The sequence below is a fragment of the Mesorhizobium sp. BR115XR7A genome (genome assembly GCF_020165315.1).
In the GTDB taxonomy this organism is placed as follows: Bacteria; Pseudomonadota; Alphaproteobacteria; order Rhizobiales; family Rhizobiaceae; genus Mesorhizobium; species Mesorhizobium australicum.
Genome location: NZ_JAIUHW010000003.1, coordinates 119,990 through 136,566, shown reverse-complemented (window position 1 = coordinate 136,566; position 16,577 = coordinate 119,990). Strand labels below are relative to the sequence as shown.

The following is a 16,577-nucleotide window of genomic DNA, read 5'->3' as shown; positions in this document are numbered from 1 at the left end:
TTCGAGGGCTCTAATGCATCGCTTTTCAATCTTCGCCGCGTCGTCGCTGGTCGCCGCGACCTCCGCTTACGCCGCCGATACGCAGCAGCCGCTGGCAGCGGAGACGGTGGTGACGCCGCATGTTTCGGGCTACGGCGAACTCTATCTCGGCGGGCTTCGCTTCGTCGGCGACGACTACACGACCCGGGCCGGCGGCGGCGCCGTGCGCGTCAACATTCCGTTTGCCGAGCGCTGGAATTTGCAGGGCGACCTGACCTACGACCGCATCTGGGGCCATTACGATCCCCTGGATGACACGCGCGGTGCGGTCCATGGCTTCTACCGCGATTCCGACCGTTTCGCCGCCGGCATTTTCGCCGCCTACACATCTGTCGGCGAAAGCGGCGTGACCGTAAACAACTATGCGGTCGGCCCGGAAGCACAACTCTATTTCGGCAATCTGACCCTCTATGGCCAAGCCAGTTTCGGCCAGCTCACCATCAGCGACTTTCATGGCGACCAATGGGGCGTACGCGCGGTGGCGCGCTACTTCGTCCGGAAGAACCTTCGCCTCGATGCGGAGCTCGACTTCAACCGAACCGACTATAACGGCACCAACGAAGACGTGGTCGGTGCCGCCGTGCAGGCCATGTACCGGTTCGACGAAACGCCATGGGCGGTGTTCGGACGCTATGAATTCGAGCGGAGGAAGTTCGAAACGTCTACGCAGGACACCAGGGCCAACAAGGTCGTCATCGGCCTGCGCGCCAGCTTCGGCAGCGATACGCTGTTCGACGAGGACCGCAACGGCGCGACCATGGACACCTATCGGGCCGCTTCGGTGATCAACACGAAGTGAGCCGGCGGCACGACTGGAAAGGCGCGGCCTGGCTTTTGCCTTCGACCTGCATGCCGAGCGGGTTATCGGACTGGTCGCACGGCCGATGCCGCCTTCGCGGCGCGTCCTGGAAAAACACGTTTTTCGCTTCGAAGGCGAGGTGACGCCGCACGGTGCGCCGACCGACCTCTTCGCTCTCGAAAGAAGGCGGGAAACAACCGGCACATCCGGTCAATGACAGGGCTGCCAGCCGCAAGCGGGCTTTCTCGCGCCGGCACCTTCGCAAGCGGCACGAGACAGTGGAGACTGGCGCCGATCAGCCTTGTTGAGCCGTGCCTTGCGTTGCCAGATTGGTGGCCGCGGTGCTAACCGGGAAATGGCTGACGGGAATCGACCTCAAAGCAATGCGCGAGGTCTTTCCCAATAACATCCCGAACAGACCATCTCTTGCCCACCGTGGAGAAACAATTTTTATGCAAAAATCAGCCAGGGCGATCCGTGTCGCCGCGCCGTTGCTTACGATTTTGGGCATGGCCACACCATTCATATTAACAATTTCTCATATATCTTCGGCGCAGGCTCAGGAGGAATATCTTCCGACCCAGAAGGACTTTGTCGGCAAATGGCAACTCAGCGGCGCGACCATCCGGCCGCCGCGCGACATGAAGGATGCGGCAACGCCGGAACAGGAAGCGGCCGCCAATGAGTTCCAGCAGACGGTGACCGCGTTTTACGGCGCGTTCGATTATCTGGAGATCACGGCGGACGGCCGCTACAATTTCCATCAGCCCGGTGACCCGGCATCAGGTTCCTGCATCTGGTGCGGAACCTGGTTCTTCAACAAGAGTTCGCTATGGCTGGAGCTGGACACGGCACCCCGGCTTGATATCTACGCCAAGGGCGGCGACATCCAGATGACCTATACCGCCGAACCCGACGAAAAATCGAAATACGCCTGGCTGGTTTTTGGCTGGACGAAGGTCGAGTAGACGCCGCGCGCCTCGACAGGTCCGAGCGGCTTTTCTCCAATCTTGTATGCTCGTATACGAGTTGAAGACCCGGGGAGTTCGCATGAGTCCATTGCCTGAAACCGTGCCGTTTTTCAGTCAGTGGGAGACGCCTGAGATGACGCTGGCGGTGCTCGCCGACGGCGCCGAAGCCGCGTTGCGGCGGGATCCGCTATGGCAGGGATCAGGCGCTGCCACGCTCGATGAATACACGGCCTGGGCCGCCAATGTCTGCGGCATGGCGTGTCTCAAGATGATCCTGGCGACGCGCGGCGAGATCGTGCCGACGATCGAACTGGCCAGGCGATGCACTCCGTATGGCGGCTATGTCGTCAATGAAGGCTCGATCAAGGGGCTGATCTATGCGCCCTTCGTCACCTTCGTGAAGGCGGAATTCGGCCTCGATGCCGAGGTGATGACCGATGTCGCGACGGCTGACATTCCGTCGATCCTCGGCCGGTCGCGGTTCTTCATCGCTTCGGTCAGCAGTTCGATCCGCTGGCCCGAGCGCGAGCCGCCGTCGAAGGGCGGACATTTGGTTCTGGTCACCGCCGCCTCGGATGAAGGGTTCCGCTTTCACAACCCATCCGGCCATACCAGTGCCACACAGGCCAACGCAGTGTTGGCGCCAGCCGCTTTCGACCGCTTCTTTGCCAATCGCGGCATTGCCGTCGCCATTTGATTTTGACAGATGAGGGATTTCGATGACCGGAAAGATCAGGGTTGCGATCCTCTATGGCGGGCGCTCGGCCGAGCATGACGTGTCGCGGCTTTCGGCCGCCAATGTGCTGAAGGCGATCGACCGGACGCGCTACGAGGTGGTGCCGATCGCCATTTCCAGGGAGGGCAGATGGCTGCTGCAGCCGGCGTCCGAGGCCATCGGCGAAGGGGCGGGAGCTCCAGTGTCGCAGGATGGCATGGAGATAGCCCTGCTGCCCGGCGGCAAGGGCCGGCTGATCTCAGCGTCGCCTATGGGAACGCGGGCTGACCTGGCGCCGGTCGATGTCGTCTTCCCCGTGCTGCACGGTCCTTTCGGGGAGGACGGCTCGGTGCAGGGCTATGCGGAGGTTGCCGACGTCGCCTATGTCGGCTGCGGCATCCTGGCCTCGGCCGCCGCCATGGACAAGGATGTCGCCAAGCGGCTCATGCACGGAGCCGGGCTTGCCGTCGCCCGCTCGGTCACCGTCCATCGTAACGACGTCGGTTCCTTCCAGGAGATCGCCGGGGCGCTGGGGCTGCCATTCTTCGCCAAGCCGGCGCGCCAGGGCTCGTCGTTCGGAGTGAGCAAGGTGAACGACAGGGATGGTTTCGATCAGGCCGTCGAAACGGCTTTCCGCTATGACGGCAAGGCGTTGATCGAGGAATTCGTCGAAGGCCGCGAGATCGAGTGCTCGGTGCTGCAACGGGCCGACGGCTCGCTCACGGTGTCGCTGCCCGGCGAGATCATCCCGGCCGGCAAGCACGGCTTCTACACCTATGAGGCCAAATATCTCGACGCCGACGGCGCGGTGGTCAAAGTGCCCGCCGATGTGCCGGCAGCGGTGATCGACCGGGCGAGGGAAATGGCTGGGCAAGCCTTCAAGGCACTCGGCTGCGAGGCGATGGCGCGCGTCGACTTCTTCCTGCGCGCCGACGGCTCCCTGCTGGTCAACGAGGTCAACACGCTGCCCGGTTTCACCGACATATCGATGTACGCCAAGGCGCTGGCCGCGATCGGCATCGGCTACAGCGAGGTCATCGATATCTTGATCGAGCATGCGCTGGCGCGGCACGGCGCGCGCTGATCCGAGTCAGCGGCCGCCGTATCGGATAAACCGCCCTTTGGACGGCGTGTCTTTCCACCTCTGGCTAATGTTGCTGGCCGGCTCTATATGCCCGATCATGGGACTGGCAGGGGAGGCATGGAATGGCGGCCAATCGTCGAAACGGGATGGCGTCGCCCGCGCATGGCTTGGAGGATATTCTTTCGCCCGCCGCCCCGCACCCCCGAACGTCGTTGCCCAATGTAGCCACCATCGTCACCACGGTGGCGGCGTTGTATTTCGGGCGTGAGGTTTTCCTGCCGATAGCGATCGCGCTGTTGCTGACTTTCGCGCTCGCCCCTCTTGTGTCCGCGCTCAAACGGGCCGGCATTCCCCGGATTGCCGCCGTCATCGTCAGCGTATTGGGGGCTTTCGCCGCACTTGCCCTCTTCAGCTTCATCGTCGCCACGCAGGTCAGCGAACTGGCGCAAAACATCCCGGTCTACCAGGCCAACATCCTGACCAAGGTCCGATCGCTCAAGGAGACTGGCGTTGGGGGAGGGATCATTGCCAGGTTGAGCAAGGTGGTCGAACGTGTCGGCCAGGAGATCGACAGGCAGGAGACGTCGCCGCCGGCCGCCACCCCGGAAAAGCCGCCGCGTGAACCGGTGCCGGTCGAGATCGTCTCGCGCGAAAGGCCTTTGGAGGTTCTGCAGAACATAGTCGGGCCGCTGATCAGCCCGCTCGGATCGGCCGGGCTGATCATCGTCGTCGTCATCTTCATGCTGCTGGAGCGGGAGGATTTGCGCGACCGCTTCATCCGCCTTGTCGGGTATGGGGACCTTCACCGTACCACCGAGGCGCTTCAGGATGCCGGCAAGCGTGTTGGCCGGTACCTGCTGATGCAATTGGTCGTCAACATCGTGTATGCCGTACCAATCGCGGCCGGCCTGTGGATCCTGGGCATTCCGAATGCCTTGCTGTGGGGGCTGCTGGCACTTGGCCTGCGTTTCGTTCCCTATATCGGCCCGGCGATCGGCATGCTGCTGCCGCTGTTCCTAGCGCTGGCCGTGGCGCCGGGCTGGTCGCTGGTGCTGTGGACAGCCGCCCTGTTCGTGGTGATGGAACTGATCACCGGCAATGTCGTGGAACCTTGGCTTTATGGCTCGCGAACCGGGCTGTCGTCCCTGGCCATCATCGTTGCGGCCATCTTCTGGACGTGGCTGTGGGGCCCCCTCGGGCTGGTTTTGTCAACACCGCTCACCGTGTGCCTGGTGGTGCTGGGCAGGCACGTGCCGCAGTTCGAGTTCCTCGATGTCCTGTTTGGCAACGAGCCCGTGCTCGAACCCCACGCACGCCTCTACCAGCGTCTGCTGGCCGGTGACCCTGACGAAGCCACGGACCACGCCGAGGAGATGCTGGAAGAGAAATATCTGGTCGAGTTCTACGACAAGGTGGCCATTCCCGCCCTGCTGCTGGGCGAGCAGGACCGTGCGCGCGGTGTCATGGGCGACCAGCAAAGGCGTCAGGTGGCCGAGAGCGCCCTGGCGATGGTGGCAAACCTCGACGACAGCGCGCATGAGGAAGCAGAGGAAGAGGATGCCCCGCCGGCGGCCGAAGAGGAGCCGGATGACAAGGATCCTTCCCGCGAAGACGAGACCGAACTGCCCGACGGCACGGATACGTCGGTGCTTTGCACAGGCGGCCGCGGTGAACTGGACGATGCCGCCGCCGCGATGTTGGCACAGGTGCTGGAAGTCCAGGGCACGACGGTGTCGAAGGCCGGCTTTGCCGATATGGAACCCGCCAACATCCGCCGTCTCGAGCTCGAAACCATCGATACCGTGGTGGTCGGCTTCCTGAACCGGGATTCCATCAAACATGCCCGGTTTCTGGTTCGCCGGCTGAAGCGGGCGAAAGCGGCGTTGAGGGTGGGAATCGTGTTCTGGTCGCAGGGCCTCAATGAGGACAAGGAAGCGGCCGCGAAGCTCGCTCGTGACATCAACGCGGATTTCGTGGCGCATGGCATGGTGGACGCAGTGGTCGGCGCGCTGTCGAACGAGCCGCCAATTGCCCTCAAGCTCGTCGCCAAACGCCGGATGCGGCGACAGCGCGCCACCTCCCGAAAGGCCTCGGCGGCCTCGACATAGACGTGGGTGCCGGTTGATCTCCGAGACTGGGTCGATCTCGGTCGTTCACATATTGGAAGCGACATCGCGGGAGGAGGGCGACCTTGGCTTGTGTACCGGCCTCACCGTCGCGGCCTGGCGGGGGACGCGGGACACGGGTTTGACTGGATTTCCAGCGGATGGCTTTTGCGCCTTGCGGCGCTGGAGCCAGCTCGACGACAGTTCGGCAAGCAGACTGCGCAGGGCCTTCACGACATCCTCCTCTGCTGGACGATGCGGTAATCTCCGAAGGCCGGACTGGTTCCATGGCGCATGGAGCCGGCGCACCTTGGCGCTTCTGGTTATTGCATCGAGCCTGATCGATGCAGACCGAGAGGGATCATCGAGCTCTCATCACGGTTCTCGACGAATCCGGTTCCAGGCGGGGCCAATCCGTTGCCCAAAGCGTCGAATTCGATCGCAGCGCCAACCAGTTGTGCAGCCTGCAGGACCAGATGTTCAATGTCCTCGAGGGCGACGTTCTCGGCCAGGTTCCTGACCCTGATCCTTTCCGCCACCACCGACACATTGATGATGCCCGCGGTTTTGAACGCTGCGCGGACGCTCGCATAGACGTCTTCACGCAGCCGTGTGGAGTAGTCGTATCGCATTGAAACCTCCCAAAGCGAGTTGGTTTCCTCAAGCTGGCAGGATGCGCCCCATGGCGGCGCATGGCAAGTTAAAAGTGAAAAAACAATTAATAGAATCAGCTAGTTAGCATAGTTACACGAATGGGCAACCTGCGTTGAGTGATCATCTTTGGTACGACGCTGCATTCACCCACTGACCGCGCTTGACGCAGGATGCCGAAATTCCTAACTGTAAGTAGAATGAGACGGTTACTAACTCGCCTGATCTTTGCGCTTGGAGGCGCACATGGCTGACCTGGAACGCCCGGAACGACTGCAGATCATGTTGACCCAGGATGAACTGGCCGCACTGGAAAACTGGCGTTTCGACAAACGCATGCCCAGCCGCTCGGCGGCGGTACGCGAATTGCTGCGCCGTGGCCTTGCCTCCGATGGCTTCCTGACGGCCGAGGTGGGCGCCAAGTCGCAGGAATTCGGCGTGCTCCTGCCCAATGGCGACGGCAAGGCCCCGCCGGAACAGGCGGAGTAAAACTTTCGCGGTAAGCCTTCCATTCTCGCGCCGGCGATTGCCTTGATCCGTTTGCGCCTTATCTGATCGGGAAAGATGCAATTGCGGGTGGCGATGAACGACATCGACGGCAGCGACAGACAGGGGGCGACCGCCGACGCCCGGCTCGCGGCAATTGTCGATTCCTCCTTCGATGCCATCATCAGCAAGGACCTGAACAGCGTCATCCAAAGCTGGAACCAGGCGGCGGAGCGCATGTTCGGCTACACCGCCGAGGAGGCGATCGGCCAATCCGTCCTCATGCTCATTCCCGATCACCTCAAGAGCGAGGAGACCGAGATCATCAGCAAGATTCGCAGCGGCGACCGCGTGGCGAGCTATGAGACGACGCGCAAGCGCAAGGACGGAGCGCTGATTTCGGTCTCACTGACGATTTCGCCGATCAAGAACGGCGATGGCGAAATCATCGGCGCCTCGAAAATCGCCCGCGATATTTCCGCCGCCAAGGAGAGCGAGCGCCGGATCAGGCTGCTGATGCGGGAGGTCAACCATCGGGTCAAGAACCAGTTCGCGGTCATCCTGTCGATGGTCAGGGAGACCAGCAAGCGTTCGAATGGTCCAGGCGAGTTCGAGGAATTGATCCGCGCCCGCATCATGGCACTGTCGCGGTCGCACGATCTGCTCGTCACCTCGGAGTGGGCGGGGGCGAGCCTGTTCGACCTTATCCAGGAACATCTCAAGCCGTTCGGCCTCGAGGAGCAGATCCTGCTCTCCGGCCCGGTCCTGACGCTGCAGTCGAACGCGGTGCAGAACCTCGGCATGGCCTTTCACGAACTGGGCACCAACTCATCAAAGTATGGCGCGCTGGGCAGCGAAGGCGGCCGGGTCGAGATTACCTGGACCATCGGCTCGGGAGCGCATGCTCCCGGCTCCGCTGGCGAACGGGAATTCCAACTGACCTGGGAGGAAAACTGCGAACCGCGTCCCGGCGACCGGCGCGATCAGACCACGCGCAAGGGGTTCGGCACTGTCGTGCTGCAGCGTGTGGCGCCGCAGTCGCTGGGTGGCTCCGCCATTCTGGAGCGGTCGCCCGGCCATCTCAAATGGCAGCTGAGCGCGCCCCTGGCCTCCATCATCGTGGCGCAGGCCGGCAGCGAGGCCGATGGTGTTTCGCCGGGTTTCGGCATCTAGGGCGATCCGCCGGTCTGGACGCCGCCCCCTATTCCCTGTCGGGCTGCACCTGCTCGACCAGGATATGCGCCTCGCGCGCGGCCTCGACAAAGGCCTCCCTGGCGGTTTCGGGGGGCAAGTCGCCGCTCATTGCCCGGCGGCAGGCGCGCAGCGCGGACTGATGTTTCAGGCTCCCGGCATCGCGCCAATGTGTCGTCAGGAGCTCGATCGCCTGTTGTGTGTTGGACAGGTTGCGGATGGCTCCGGCAACGCCTACCGAAACGACGACGGGCTTGGAGAACCATGCAGTTTGCATTGGAACCTAGACCATGTTTAGCCCGTGGAACGCGTTGGGCGGCATGAGGTTTATCGCGGCCGATCACTGTAGCGTGAGGCTTTCCGGGCATCTCCGCGCGAACCAATCCTAGAGGATGCTGGTCGTCACTTCGACGATGATCGCGGCCCCTTCCAGTCCACCGTTGGGAACGTGCACGACGCGCGAGACCCGCAGATCCTGTGGGTTTCCGTCGACCGACAGGGACACGCTCTCGCCAATGCGCGGCACCGCCTGGAAAGTAACATTGGTGGCGTCGGGCCTGTTGTCGATGGATATGCGGCAATTGACGGTCATGGACTCTCTCCGGTGTCTGGCGGTGCCCCGGGTCGTCAACGCGGGGTCCATGAAATGGTTTCAGGAGGTTCGGTTCAAACACCTGCCGACGTCCGCGGGCGAAATCATCAACCGCCCGGTAGCCCCGGCGTCCGGCCTCTGATTCAGTCGTCGGCTCTCGGAACGAAATAGTTGGTAGTGATCGCATCGCCGCCGATTCCACGCGTGACTTGAACCGAGGCATAGCCTTCCGGGGCAATCGAGCCGGTCGCCATCCGGTCGACCTGCTTGCACCGGCCGACCATTTCGCCGCTCGGCCAGGGTGCCAATCTGATTTCAAGCGCCGCTTGGCACTGCGCCATCGATGAATAGACGACCGGGCGCGACTCCGTGGGCCGACAAAGCGATGCGTTGCACGACAGCATGATCATCACCGCCGCGGTTGCCGGATCCATGAAACTCTCCTGTTGGCCGACAATGAACGTCCAACAGGCCGCAAGGTTTCATGCTGACGGAAGCGACCCCAATCGGTTGGTCCGATTGTCGAGAAGCTCAGGACGTGCGGGAAAAGGCCAGGGACGAGATCTGAAAGCACTCACGCCTTATCAAGAGCCCGGCGGCTTCGGTCTCCGCGCCTCTGGACAGCCAGAATTCCGGGAACATCAAAGGCCAAACGAGGACATGGTCCAAGGGTTTTGGTACCCAAGGCGCGGCTTGGCATTCGCTGCGTCGGTCGGGGTCGATGTTGCTGTTCCGGTTGCTGTGCAGTCCAATTTTGCTGCCACCGCCGCCTTGATCGACAGACCAGCGCATGCCTTCGAGGCGGTGACGGTCGCCTTCTTTTCGTGTGCCGCAGCGACATTTGAGCCGGCGAGGACAAGCGCCAGGCAAATGAAAACCATCTTCATTAGATCCCCCTAGTTTAGCTTAAGCTAAATTAAAGTTAACGTAACGTTACCTGGCCGTCAATCGCGACGGAGGTCCAGGGAGGAAGCCACCTTCCTCCTGCCCGGGTACCGGCCGGTTTTTTACCTGTCCCCGGATTACGGCATGATTGATCGGAGAGGATCGGGAGCTACCCGACCTGGTTCCGGCTACTCGTTGGCTTGCAGCTGCCTGGTTCCCGCTCATGGGCTCGAACCACGATTCACGCCTTCAAAGGGCGCTGTCCTACCATTAGACGAAGCGGGAAAGCCGGCACGTTATGGCGCCCAGGCAGCTTGCGGTCAATTCGGGAAATTGTTGACCGGCTCTTCGCAGCGATAGACCGGGCAGTCCCCGTCGCGGGACGGGACATAGGCCGACATCGGCACTTCAGGCCAGTCGCACTCGTTGCCGAACTGCCTGACATAGCGATCGTAGGTGTTGGGGCCAGTGGTCAGCACCACGGCGCGGTGGTTCTGGATCATGGCCCGGATCTGAGCGCAGCCCATGGAGCGGCTGTCGGGCCGGGCGTCGGCCAGACCGGTCGCCGCGAGCACGACGGCCATGGCCATCAACAGGGTCGGAACGCGAACGGACATGATGGTTCTCTTCGGTTTGACGGAATTGCGAACGCGGCTGGCCCGGATTCGCCGGGGAATGGCCGCATGCATTGTCGCACATAACCCCCTATCGTGTCCGTTGGTTCCGCGACGGGCCTAGCCGGGCGCGCGTTGGCGCGCCGCGCAACCAAATCAGGCGTCGCGCATTGCTGGGCATGGACGGCAGGAAACCTTACGAAACACCGCAATGGCGGCTCGGAAACGAGGGCCGCGAGGCGATGTGCTGCTCCTTCTGCGGCGGCCGCGACCATCGGTTCGAGGAATGTCCGCGAATGCCCGATCTTTTCCGGCCCGGCGAGCCCGAGGGCGAGGATATAGCGGAGGAACCAGCCGGCTGATCCGAGGTGCCCGGTGGCGGGTGGCTAACCGGCATCCGACTTGAGCCCGCCGAAGAAATCGATCAGCGCACCTGCCGTTTGCGCGGGCGCCTCCTCCGGGAAGAAATGTCCGCCCGAGATCGCGCGGCCGCGCACGTCGTCGGCCCAGTTCCGCCAGAGCGCCAACGGCCCACCTTCGCCGGCATACCATTGGGCGAGCGCGCCTTGCCCGCTCCACAAGGCCAGCACCGGGCAGGCGATGCGCCGGCCGGCGGCTTTGTCCGCCCGGTCGTGATCGCGGTCCAGCGTTGCCGCGGCCCGGTATTCCTCGCAGATCGCGTGGAGGTGGGCGGGGTCGCGCAAGGCTTCGACATAGGCCTGGCGGATGCCGGCCGGAAAGACATCGGGCGACGACCCCCAGCCACCCAACGCATTGTCGACGATGGCGTTGGCGGCGCCCGCCAGGATCTTTTCCGGCAAGGGTTCGGGCTGTGCCAGCAAGGACCACGGCCAGAAGCCGAGGGCCAGCCGGGCGTCGGCCCGATCCCAGGCGTCGGCCGTGGGGACGATGTCGAGCACGGCGAGTTTTTCGATACGGCCGGGATGGTCGAGCGCCATGCGGTAGGCGACGCGCCCGCCGCGATCATGGCCGGCGACCATGAAGCTGGTAAAGCCGAGCCTGGCCATCATCGCCACCATCTCCGATGCCATGGCCCGCTTGGCATAGGGAGCATGATCGGCGCTCGAGGCCGGGCAGGCGCTGCGCCCATAGCCACGCAGGTCGGCGCAGATGACGGTGAAACGATCGGCAAGCAGCGGCGCAATATCGCGCCACATCAGATGGGTTTGCGGAAAGCCGTGCAGCAAAAGCACCGCCGGTCCGGCACCGGCGCGGCGCACGAAGATGCCGGCGTCCTCGATGTCGACGTCGATAGGCTGGAAATGCTCGAACATGGCTGGCCTCCGGCACAGGCAACGGCTGGAGAACGGGATTGGTTGCGGCGCCTTCGCAAGCGCCGGCCGCAACGGGCCGATCCCGCGCAAGCTCTCCCCCAATCCCTTGGGCCAACCTTTTGGGCCGGCGGACGTTGTCCCCGTGAACGGAAGGCCGCCGTGGGGCGGCTTCAACGAAGGAGGCCGAGATGAAATCCCTCGTCATTGCGTCATGCGCCGCGATGCTGGCCCTGGCATTGCCGGCAGCGGCACAGACGGCCCAGCAGTCGCCGAACCAGCAGGCCGACAAATGCCGGGCACAAACGGATCAGGGCGGCAAGCAGCAGTCCGGCAGCGGCGACCTGAGCGAAAAGCTCAACGATTGCGGCGGCGTGCTGAAACCGCCCCCCACAGGCGACCAGGGCATGGCCGCGCCGGCACCCGACGAAGGCAAGACGCCGGTCATCAAGCCGGGCGAAGTGCCGCCCCAGCCGCCAAAGCAGTAGAGATCGTTCGGCAGCATTGTCATGGCGGCGGAGGAACTTCGCAGACCAGGAAACGTTTCTCTGACAAACCGGATCTGGAAAGGATGGACCGTGAGAGATGTTGCCAGTACAGCCGAGTTGCTTACCTCTATTGCCATCGTTATCGTCCTGATGCTGACGGCGCCGAAGAGCTTCGGCTTCGAGGCCTCCCACCCGATCGTGGACGGCGATCTGCCAGTGGAATGACCGAAAGCGGTTCCGCAACAAGAAAGCAGGCGAGTTCGCCTGCTTTTCGTTTCCATGGTGCCTTGACTTACCTGACCAGAAGGCCGGCGTGATCGCAGACAGCGGTGAAGGCTTCCTGCGCCTGTGCCGCGCCCTCATTGTTGGCCAGCGCCGACTCGATCTTTTCGCGCGCGGTCTGGTAGAAGGGGCCGCGCCTGGCTTGTGGCCAGTCGATCAGGATTTCACTGGCGTCCTGAAGCGTGGCCACCTCGCGGATCGTGTCCGAGCCATGAGGCTTGACCCGCAGCGGTGTCGACAGCATCAAACCGGCCATTGGTTTCTCCCGCTACTGGGTCCTCATTGCCCGCTACCAGGGCCTCATTGCAGGATGCGCGCCTCGCGCGCGGCGTCGATCATCGCCCGCATCGCCTTTTCCGCCGGCGTCCAGCCGTCCAGCGCATCGCGGCAGCTGCGCAGTGCCGCCCGGTATCGGCGGCCTTGGCCGGCCGGCCAGTCGCCAAGGCATTCCAGCCCCTCCCAGGCGCTGCGCACCACGCGCTCCCGCTCGGGAGCGAATTTCAGGCGGATCGGTCGGGGAAACATCTTGTCGTTCAACGGTCGTCTCCATGAATCATGCACATCGGCCGACATGCACCGAGGAAGCGCCGGATAACGTCGACGACAGGGGAGGGTTCCAAGCCCGGACAATCAATTTTTAACCATGCTTTCAGTCGCGCGCGACGGCGTCCGAAGAGGGCTTGGCCGCCGGCAGATCGACATCCTGTGCTTGCGGCCGGTCATGTTCGAACTGCTCGGCGTCGGGCAAGGCATGCAGCCAGGTCTCGCGCCGGCCGGTCCACAATTCATATTGCGGTGCCAAATCCGTCGGTGCGACGTCGAGGCTGCCGAGCATCACCTCGGCCTCGTTGTCGTCGACCCAGGCGACGCGGCTGCCGCAGGTCGGGCAGAAGCTGCGTGTGCCGTAGCTGGCGACCTCGCCCGATGTCTCGAACGCATCGCGCGGCCAGATGGCAAAGGCCGAATAGACCGAACCACCCGCCTTGCGGCAATCCTTGCAATGGCAAAGGCCAACCCGCGACGGCTGGCCGTTGACGACGAAATGCACGCCACCGCACAGGCAACTGCCGGTCCTGCGTGTTGTGTCGGACATGGTTGCGCCCTCCGTTTCGCCAGCCTGGCTTTGCCTGCCATAGGGCTGCTCCAGCCATGGCCGGCTCCGTCAGTTTGGCATGCCGCGGGCCGGGCGGGACAGATGCTCGTCTGCCATTTCGTTGGCCAGGATGAGAAACCGGGAAAAAGACATCCTGTTCACCGTACCGCCGAGCCCGGTTGACGCGGCCCGCAGCATTCTTCAACGCCATGCCGGCGAATTGGTTGCCGCCTTGCGGCCGCTCCTTCTATCCGCGGGCGGCCATGTGGTTGTCGAGCTTCTTGCGCGAGGGTCCGTAGCGCTTGATGATGGTCTGGGCCTCGCTCTGCGGAATGCCGTATTTGCGCGCGAAGGCCGCGACCTCGTAAGTTTCCTCGCTCGAGACCAGCTTGCGGTCCTGTTTGGTCTTGGATTTGTCGTCAGGCATGTCGGGCCTCACTTTCTGTAAGCCGCATGGTCGCGCGGACGCCTATATGTCGCGGTCACACATAACACGGATCGGCGATGCTGGTTCCATCGCGGAGCAACGCCAGTTCAGCCTAGGCCGATGAAGAGGTCGGGCCGGTGCTGTCGGTGTCGCTGCATTGGGCGCAGCGCGCGCTGGCGCCGGGACAGCCGCGGCGATGCGTGCCGGCGGGGCAGCAAAGGCCGCTGGAACTCGTCCAGCGCGGGCATTGGAAAACCTGTCCGGTGCCGCCGCAGCCTTCGCACTCCAGAACCGGTGTCCGGACCAGATAGGACTTCGTCCCCAGCCTGACGCTTGCGCCCAAAACCCACCCACCCATATCGTGCACCAGACATAGCTGTGCATTAGCCCCGGCTAACAATATCACGATCAGCGTTACGGACAAGTTTCAGGATGATTAAGAATTTCTAAAGCTGGGCCTGCCGGGAAGCGGTCTTGCTTCTTCCTTCGGGCGGTGGGCTGCCATAGCATCGGGCGCCAAACCGGAACCGGTGAAAATTTTCGCCCGGCATGTCGGATCGGCACATGGCGGGGCGTCCTTGGGGCTGATGAAGCTGGAGAACAACCATGTCGCCCCAAATCGCACAATCGCCGTGGCAGACCGCGGCCCTTCTCGTCGCCCGCCTGATCTTCGCCGCCGTCTTCCTGATGGCGGTGACCTTCAAGTTCCTGGGCATGGAGGCCACGGCGGGCTATATCGCGGCCGCGGGCTTTCCGTTCCCGCTCTTCCTGGCATGGTGCGCGGCAATCCTGGAGGTGGCCCTGGTGCTGTGTTTCCTCAGCGGCGCCTTCTTCACCCAAGCCGCCCTGGTCGCCGCCGCCTATGTGCTGTTCCTTGCCTTTGCCTTCCACGGACCCAGCCACTGGGCCGGCAACCAGGCCGAGTTCGGTTTCTTCGTCGACCATTTTTCGTTCCTGGCCGGACTGCTGTTCGCGGCGGTCCACGGACCTGGAAGAATTCTGGCGCTGAACCTGGGATGGCCGGGCAGGGCGTAATGAGCATGCCGGGGGCAGGGCATGAGGAGCCCGCCAGGGGCAGGGATCTCACATCTGATCGTTGTAGGGCTCCTTCATCTGGCCGACCATGCGGGCCAGCTTCGAGAAAGACGGCATGTCGGCCTCCGGCTGGCACTGGTTGGCGAGTTCCAGCAGCCGGATCGGAAAATTGACGGCGTCGCGGTTCGACGCCGACATGCCGTCCGATCGCTCCTCGCCGGTTTCCGACGCCTCGGCCTTGCGGAGCGCGATGTCGATCTCCTCCGACGTCAGCACCCCCTTTTTTACCAGGACGTGGTTGATCGAGGCGACGGCCATCAGCAGGCCTTCGAGTTGCAGGTTGGCGACGTTCATGGATTTCTCCCTCCGTTGATCGCAGTGGAACGCATCAGCGGCGTTTCCGATCCGGCCGGCGTGCGGGAACCAGCGCGCCGATCGTGAGCGGTCGGGCGCTACTCCTGCGTCAGGCGCTCGCCATACTCGCGCCAAAGCGCCCTGACTTCCAGGCTGCCGAGGCGCGGGATCGAAGGGTCGCCGCAATCTATGGCGACGGTCCCGATGTCGTAATTGGGGTAAGCGTTGGCGACGAAGCGGATCGCTTCGCCAAGCGAGTGCACCCGGATGACCGGATCCGCCTGGCCCTGGCCGGTGCTGCGCACACCGGAAACCGTGGCCGGAGCGTGCCGCATCCTGAAGACGGATGCCATGGCTGGTCTGTCCATCGTCCTCTCCTACAAGGCCGTGCGACGGGAATCATTCCATGAGCTGGCGCTGATGATTTCACAGGAGCCGGTTCATGAATAGCCGGATAAATGTCAGCGGACGGGATCGTGCCCCCTCGGGAAATGTGAATTTTTTCCTATTTGGCATTGACCGGTGAGGGCAGCGATGCTATAAATCCATCCATGGTGCTGATTTGCGCCACCGACCCGCCGCCGAGGCGGGTTTCCTGTTTCTGGCCCCTGGTTGGGCTGCCTGCCGATGCGGTGGCGCCGTAGAGCGCTGCTTCCGCGAGATGCGAGAATCCCATGCCCCGCTATGCCAGCATCATCACCGGCGATGACGGCCGCGAGATCGTCAGCGCCATCGGCGAATTCGAGGGCGCCGGCCCTGTGGCGCGCCTCGGCCGCGTCGAGGAGGTTCCCGCCGGCGTGCTGATCGGCATGGTGCGCGATGCGGCCGGTGGCTTCTGCTTTCCGCAGGCCGGTATCGGCGCACAGCTCGTAGGTCTCGCCATGGCGCGGCTCAAGGCCGCAAGGCCTGTGGCGAGGCCCGCACAGGCCGCGAAGCCGAAGCGCGGAAAGGCCAGGAAGAAATCCGCCCGTTTGAAAAAGCGGGCCAGGCAGGCGCCGCCGAAGGCCGCCGCCGGTGATGTCAATGTCGGGGCGCGGACCCATGACTGATGAAACCGGGCCGGCGCGCCGCAAGGCCAGGGCGGCAAGGCGCAAGCCCGCTGCCAGTCCGGTAGCCGCCAAGACGCCCCGGCCGAAGCGGACCAAGAAAACATTGGGCGACGATTTCCTGGCCGCCGTGCGGGCCGATTTTCAGGCGCATGGCGCCGGTGTCCTCGCCGAGGTGCGGACCGACAAGCCGGACCAGTATCTGAAGATCGTGCTGTCGGTGCTGCCCAGGGATTTTGATGTCGCCGTCAACCAACTGGACGTCCTCTCGGATATTCTGTTCGAGGTGATCGTGCGGAAGTTCGGGCCAGCCCCGGAGGACTGACGGCCGGCCCTGCTTTGGGACCGGCACCTGACGGCTCGATCGAACCACAAGCCCGCCTTGGCTCACGCCAGGGCGGGCTTTCTTGCGTTTTCGGGCCGCTCAT

The 16,577-nt window shown here is 63.5% G+C and carries 25 protein-coding genes and 1 tRNA gene; 12 read left to right on the top strand and 14 right to left on the bottom strand.

The genetic code is table 11. The annotated features are described in order from the left end of the window. Positions 1–13: 13 nt before the first annotated feature. From LB557_RS07550 to LB557_RS07530, 5 genes are all read left to right on the top strand, one after another. Positions 14–838: an outer membrane beta-barrel protein gene (locus tag LB557_RS07550; protein WP_140665760.1), complete on the top strand. Its 825-nt coding sequence runs from the start codon at positions 14–16 to the stop codon at positions 836–838. Positions 839–1,347: 509 nt separating this feature from the next. Next, positions 1,348–1,806 (top strand): hypothetical protein, encoded by a 459-nt coding sequence (locus LB557_RS07545; RefSeq protein ID WP_224642243.1) that lies wholly within the window; start codon positions 1,348–1,350, stop codon positions 1,804–1,806. An 82-nt stretch (positions 1,807–1,888) separates the two neighbouring features. Next, the gene (locus LB557_RS07540; RefSeq protein ID WP_224642166.1) at positions 1,889–2,506 is read left to right on the top strand and encodes a C39 family peptidase; all 618 of its coding nucleotides are present in this window, start codon (positions 1,889–1,891) and stop codon (positions 2,504–2,506) included. 22 nt (positions 2,507–2,528) lie between these two features. Further along, positions 2,529–3,608, top strand: a complete 1,080-nt coding sequence (locus LB557_RS07535; protein ID WP_140665766.1) for a D-alanine--D-alanine ligase family protein — start codon at positions 2,529–2,531, stop codon at positions 3,606–3,608. A 122-nt stretch (positions 3,609–3,730) separates the two neighbouring features. After that, positions 3,731–5,716 (top strand): AI-2E family transporter, encoded by a 1,986-nt coding sequence (locus LB557_RS07530; protein ID WP_224642164.1) that lies wholly within the window; start codon positions 3,731–3,733, stop codon positions 5,714–5,716. A 320-nt stretch (positions 5,717–6,036) separates the two neighbouring features. On the opposite strand, the gene LB557_RS07525 is transcribed toward LB557_RS07530, so the two are convergent. Further along, complete coding sequence (locus LB557_RS07525) at positions 6,037–6,345, bottom strand: hypothetical protein (protein ID WP_140725400.1); 309 nt, start codon at positions 6,343–6,345, stop codon at positions 6,037–6,039. 265 nt (positions 6,346–6,610) lie between these two features. Here LB557_RS07525 and LB557_RS07520 point away from each other — a divergent pair, with 265 nt between their 5' ends. Beyond that, a complete protein-coding gene (locus LB557_RS07520) occupies positions 6,611–6,853 on the top strand; it encodes a hypothetical protein (RefSeq protein WP_015317026.1) in 243 nt (80 codons plus the stop codon). Between the two features lie 75 nt (positions 6,854–6,928). Next, complete coding sequence (locus tag LB557_RS07515; RefSeq protein WP_224642161.1) at positions 6,929–8,023, top strand: sensor histidine kinase; 1,095 nt, start codon at positions 6,929–6,931, stop codon at positions 8,021–8,023. A gap of 28 nt (positions 8,024–8,051) precedes the next feature. On the opposite strand, the gene LB557_RS07510 is transcribed toward LB557_RS07515, so the two are convergent. From LB557_RS07510 to LB557_RS07480, 7 genes are all read right to left on the bottom strand, one after another. Continuing rightward, on the bottom strand, positions 8,052–8,318 hold the full coding sequence (locus LB557_RS07510) for a DUF982 domain-containing protein (RefSeq protein ID WP_224642158.1): 267 nt from the start codon (positions 8,316–8,318) through the stop codon (positions 8,052–8,054). A gap of 108 nt (positions 8,319–8,426) precedes the next feature. Next, positions 8,427–8,633 carry a hypothetical protein gene (locus tag LB557_RS07505; protein WP_015317029.1) on the bottom strand — a complete coding sequence of 69 codons (207 nt, stop codon included), beginning with the start codon at positions 8,631–8,633 and terminating at the stop codon, positions 8,427–8,429. Between the two features lie 143 nt (positions 8,634–8,776). Continuing rightward, positions 8,777–9,067 carry a hypothetical protein gene (locus LB557_RS07500; protein WP_140791362.1) on the bottom strand — a complete coding sequence of 97 codons (291 nt, stop codon included), beginning with the start codon at positions 9,065–9,067 and terminating at the stop codon, positions 8,777–8,779. Positions 9,068–9,274: 207 nt separating this feature from the next. Next, positions 9,275–9,520, bottom strand: a complete 246-nt coding sequence (locus tag LB557_RS07495) for a hypothetical protein (protein ID WP_140716216.1) — start codon at positions 9,518–9,520, stop codon at positions 9,275–9,277. A 209-nt stretch (positions 9,521–9,729) separates the two neighbouring features. Then, a tRNA-Gln gene (locus tag LB557_RS07490) sits at positions 9,730–9,803 on the bottom strand. 35 nt (positions 9,804–9,838) lie between these two features. Beyond that, complete coding sequence (locus LB557_RS07485; protein ID WP_181166456.1) at positions 9,839–10,135, bottom strand: hypothetical protein; 297 nt, start codon at positions 10,133–10,135, stop codon at positions 9,839–9,841. A gap of 383 nt (positions 10,136–10,518) precedes the next feature. Continuing rightward, positions 10,519–11,427 (bottom strand): alpha/beta fold hydrolase, encoded by a 909-nt coding sequence (locus LB557_RS07480; RefSeq protein ID WP_140876266.1) that lies wholly within the window; start codon positions 11,425–11,427, stop codon positions 10,519–10,521. Between the two features lie 188 nt (positions 11,428–11,615). On the opposite strand from LB557_RS07480, the gene LB557_RS07475 reads away from it, so the two are divergent. After that, on the top strand, positions 11,616–11,912 hold the full coding sequence (locus LB557_RS07475; RefSeq protein ID WP_140716212.1) for a hypothetical protein: 297 nt from the start codon (positions 11,616–11,618) through the stop codon (positions 11,910–11,912). Between the two features lie 90 nt (positions 11,913–12,002). Further along, the gene (locus LB557_RS31575; RefSeq protein ID WP_263496731.1) at positions 12,003–12,137 is read left to right on the top strand and encodes a hypothetical protein; all 135 of its coding nucleotides are present in this window, start codon (positions 12,003–12,005) and stop codon (positions 12,135–12,137) included. 67 nt (positions 12,138–12,204) lie between these two features. Here the strand turns inward: LB557_RS31575 and LB557_RS07470 are convergent, their stop codons facing one another. From LB557_RS07470 to LB557_RS07455, 4 genes are all read right to left on the bottom strand, one after another. Beyond that, entirely contained in the window at positions 12,205–12,450 is a 246-nt protein-coding gene (locus LB557_RS07470) for a DUF982 domain-containing protein (RefSeq protein WP_224642156.1), read from the bottom strand. Between the two features lie 44 nt (positions 12,451–12,494). After that, entirely contained in the window at positions 12,495–12,731 is a 237-nt protein-coding gene (locus LB557_RS07465) for a DUF982 domain-containing protein (RefSeq protein ID WP_023782817.1), read from the bottom strand. 112 nt (positions 12,732–12,843) lie between these two features. Continuing rightward, positions 12,844–13,287, bottom strand: a complete 444-nt coding sequence (locus tag LB557_RS07460; protein ID WP_140618065.1) for a GFA family protein — start codon at positions 13,285–13,287, stop codon at positions 12,844–12,846. A gap of 247 nt (positions 13,288–13,534) precedes the next feature. Further along, positions 13,535–13,714 (bottom strand): DUF3606 domain-containing protein, encoded by a 180-nt coding sequence (locus LB557_RS07455; RefSeq protein WP_015317039.1) that lies wholly within the window; start codon positions 13,712–13,714, stop codon positions 13,535–13,537. 606 nt (positions 13,715–14,320) lie between these two features. Between LB557_RS07455 and LB557_RS07450 the strand changes: the two genes are divergently transcribed. Beyond that, on the top strand, positions 14,321–14,749 hold the full coding sequence (locus tag LB557_RS07450) for a DoxX family protein (protein WP_140620672.1): 429 nt from the start codon (positions 14,321–14,323) through the stop codon (positions 14,747–14,749). A 48-nt stretch (positions 14,750–14,797) separates the two neighbouring features. Here LB557_RS07450 and LB557_RS07445 read toward each other — a convergent pair whose 3' ends face one another. Both LB557_RS07445 and LB557_RS07440 read right to left on the bottom strand, forming a co-directional pair. Next, positions 14,798–15,103, bottom strand: a complete 306-nt coding sequence (locus LB557_RS07445; protein WP_015317041.1) for a hypothetical protein — start codon at positions 15,101–15,103, stop codon at positions 14,798–14,800. Positions 15,104–15,201: 98 nt separating this feature from the next. Beyond that, positions 15,202–15,471 (bottom strand): hypothetical protein, encoded by a 270-nt coding sequence (locus tag LB557_RS07440; protein WP_015317042.1) that lies wholly within the window; start codon positions 15,469–15,471, stop codon positions 15,202–15,204. Positions 15,472–15,777: 306 nt separating this feature from the next. Here LB557_RS07440 and LB557_RS07435 point away from each other — a divergent pair, with 306 nt between their 5' ends. Beyond that, the gene (locus tag LB557_RS07435; RefSeq protein WP_140824123.1) at positions 15,778–16,152 is read left to right on the top strand and encodes a hypothetical protein; all 375 of its coding nucleotides are present in this window, start codon (positions 15,778–15,780) and stop codon (positions 16,150–16,152) included. Continuing rightward, positions 16,145–16,474, top strand: coding sequence for a hypothetical protein (locus LB557_RS07430; protein ID WP_224643623.1), 330 nt, complete (start codon positions 16,145–16,147; stop codon positions 16,472–16,474). The genes LB557_RS07435 and LB557_RS07430 overlap by 8 nt, the downstream gene beginning before the upstream one ends. Positions 16,475–16,577: the final 103 nt, after the last annotated feature.

What these genes read in the sequence shown, in the direction of transcription:
- LB557_RS07475 (WP_140716212.1), top strand. Translation starts at nt 11,616, where the DNA reads ATGAAATCCCTCGTCATTGCGTCATGCGCCGCGATGCTGGCCCTGGCA.
- LB557_RS07530 (WP_224642164.1), top strand. Translation starts at nt 3,731, where the DNA reads ATGGCGGCCAATCGTCGAAACGGGATGGCGTCGCCCGCGCATGGCTTG.
- LB557_RS07535 (WP_140665766.1), top strand. Translation starts at nt 2,529, where the DNA reads ATGACCGGAAAGATCAGGGTTGCGATCCTCTATGGCGGGCGCTCGGCC.
- LB557_RS07460 (WP_140618065.1), bottom strand. Translation starts at nt 13,287, where the DNA reads ATGTCCGACACAACACGCAGGACCGGCAGTTGCCTGTGCGGTGGCGTG.
- LB557_RS07455 (WP_015317039.1), bottom strand. Translation starts at nt 13,714, where the DNA reads ATGCCTGACGACAAATCCAAGACCAAACAGGACCGCAAGCTGGTCTCG.
- LB557_RS07515 (WP_224642161.1), top strand. Translation starts at nt 6,929, where the DNA reads ATGCAATTGCGGGTGGCGATGAACGACATCGACGGCAGCGACAGACAG.
- LB557_RS07450 (WP_140620672.1), top strand. Translation starts at nt 14,321, where the DNA reads ATGTCGCCCCAAATCGCACAATCGCCGTGGCAGACCGCGGCCCTTCTC.
- LB557_RS07520 (WP_015317026.1), top strand. Translation starts at nt 6,611, where the DNA reads ATGGCTGACCTGGAACGCCCGGAACGACTGCAGATCATGTTGACCCAG.
- LB557_RS07440 (WP_015317042.1), bottom strand. Translation starts at nt 15,471, where the DNA reads ATGGACAGACCAGCCATGGCATCCGTCTTCAGGATGCGGCACGCTCCG.
- LB557_RS07470 (WP_224642156.1), bottom strand. Translation starts at nt 12,450, where the DNA reads ATGGCCGGTTTGATGCTGTCGACACCGCTGCGGGTCAAGCCTCATGGC.
- LB557_RS07545 (WP_224642243.1), top strand. Translation starts at nt 1,348, where the DNA reads ATGGCCACACCATTCATATTAACAATTTCTCATATATCTTCGGCGCAG.
- LB557_RS07435 (WP_140824123.1), top strand. Translation starts at nt 15,778, where the DNA reads ATGCCCCGCTATGCCAGCATCATCACCGGCGATGACGGCCGCGAGATC.
- LB557_RS07495 (WP_140716216.1), bottom strand. Translation starts at nt 9,520, where the DNA reads ATGAAGATGGTTTTCATTTGCCTGGCGCTTGTCCTCGCCGGCTCAAAT.
- LB557_RS07510 (WP_224642158.1), bottom strand. Translation starts at nt 8,318, where the DNA reads ATGCAAACTGCATGGTTCTCCAAGCCCGTCGTCGTTTCGGTAGGCGTT.
- LB557_RS07485 (WP_181166456.1), bottom strand. Translation starts at nt 10,135, where the DNA reads ATGTCCGTTCGCGTTCCGACCCTGTTGATGGCCATGGCCGTCGTGCTC.
- LB557_RS07500 (WP_140791362.1), bottom strand. Translation starts at nt 9,067, where the DNA reads ATGGATCCGGCAACCGCGGCGGTGATGATCATGCTGTCGTGCAACGCA.
- LB557_RS07550 (WP_140665760.1), top strand. Translation starts at nt 14, where the DNA reads ATGCATCGCTTTTCAATCTTCGCCGCGTCGTCGCTGGTCGCCGCGACC.
- LB557_RS07505 (WP_015317029.1), bottom strand. Translation starts at nt 8,633, where the DNA reads ATGACCGTCAATTGCCGCATATCCATCGACAACAGGCCCGACGCCACC.
- LB557_RS07445 (WP_015317041.1), bottom strand. Translation starts at nt 15,103, where the DNA reads ATGAACGTCGCCAACCTGCAACTCGAAGGCCTGCTGATGGCCGTCGCC.
- LB557_RS07525 (WP_140725400.1), bottom strand. Translation starts at nt 6,345, where the DNA reads ATGCGATACGACTACTCCACACGGCTGCGTGAAGACGTCTATGCGAGC.
- LB557_RS07430 (WP_224643623.1), top strand. Translation starts at nt 16,145, where the DNA reads ATGACTGATGAAACCGGGCCGGCGCGCCGCAAGGCCAGGGCGGCAAGG.
- LB557_RS07480 (WP_140876266.1), bottom strand. Translation starts at nt 11,427, where the DNA reads ATGTTCGAGCATTTCCAGCCTATCGACGTCGACATCGAGGACGCCGGC.
- LB557_RS07540 (WP_224642166.1), top strand. Translation starts at nt 1,889, where the DNA reads ATGAGTCCATTGCCTGAAACCGTGCCGTTTTTCAGTCAGTGGGAGACG.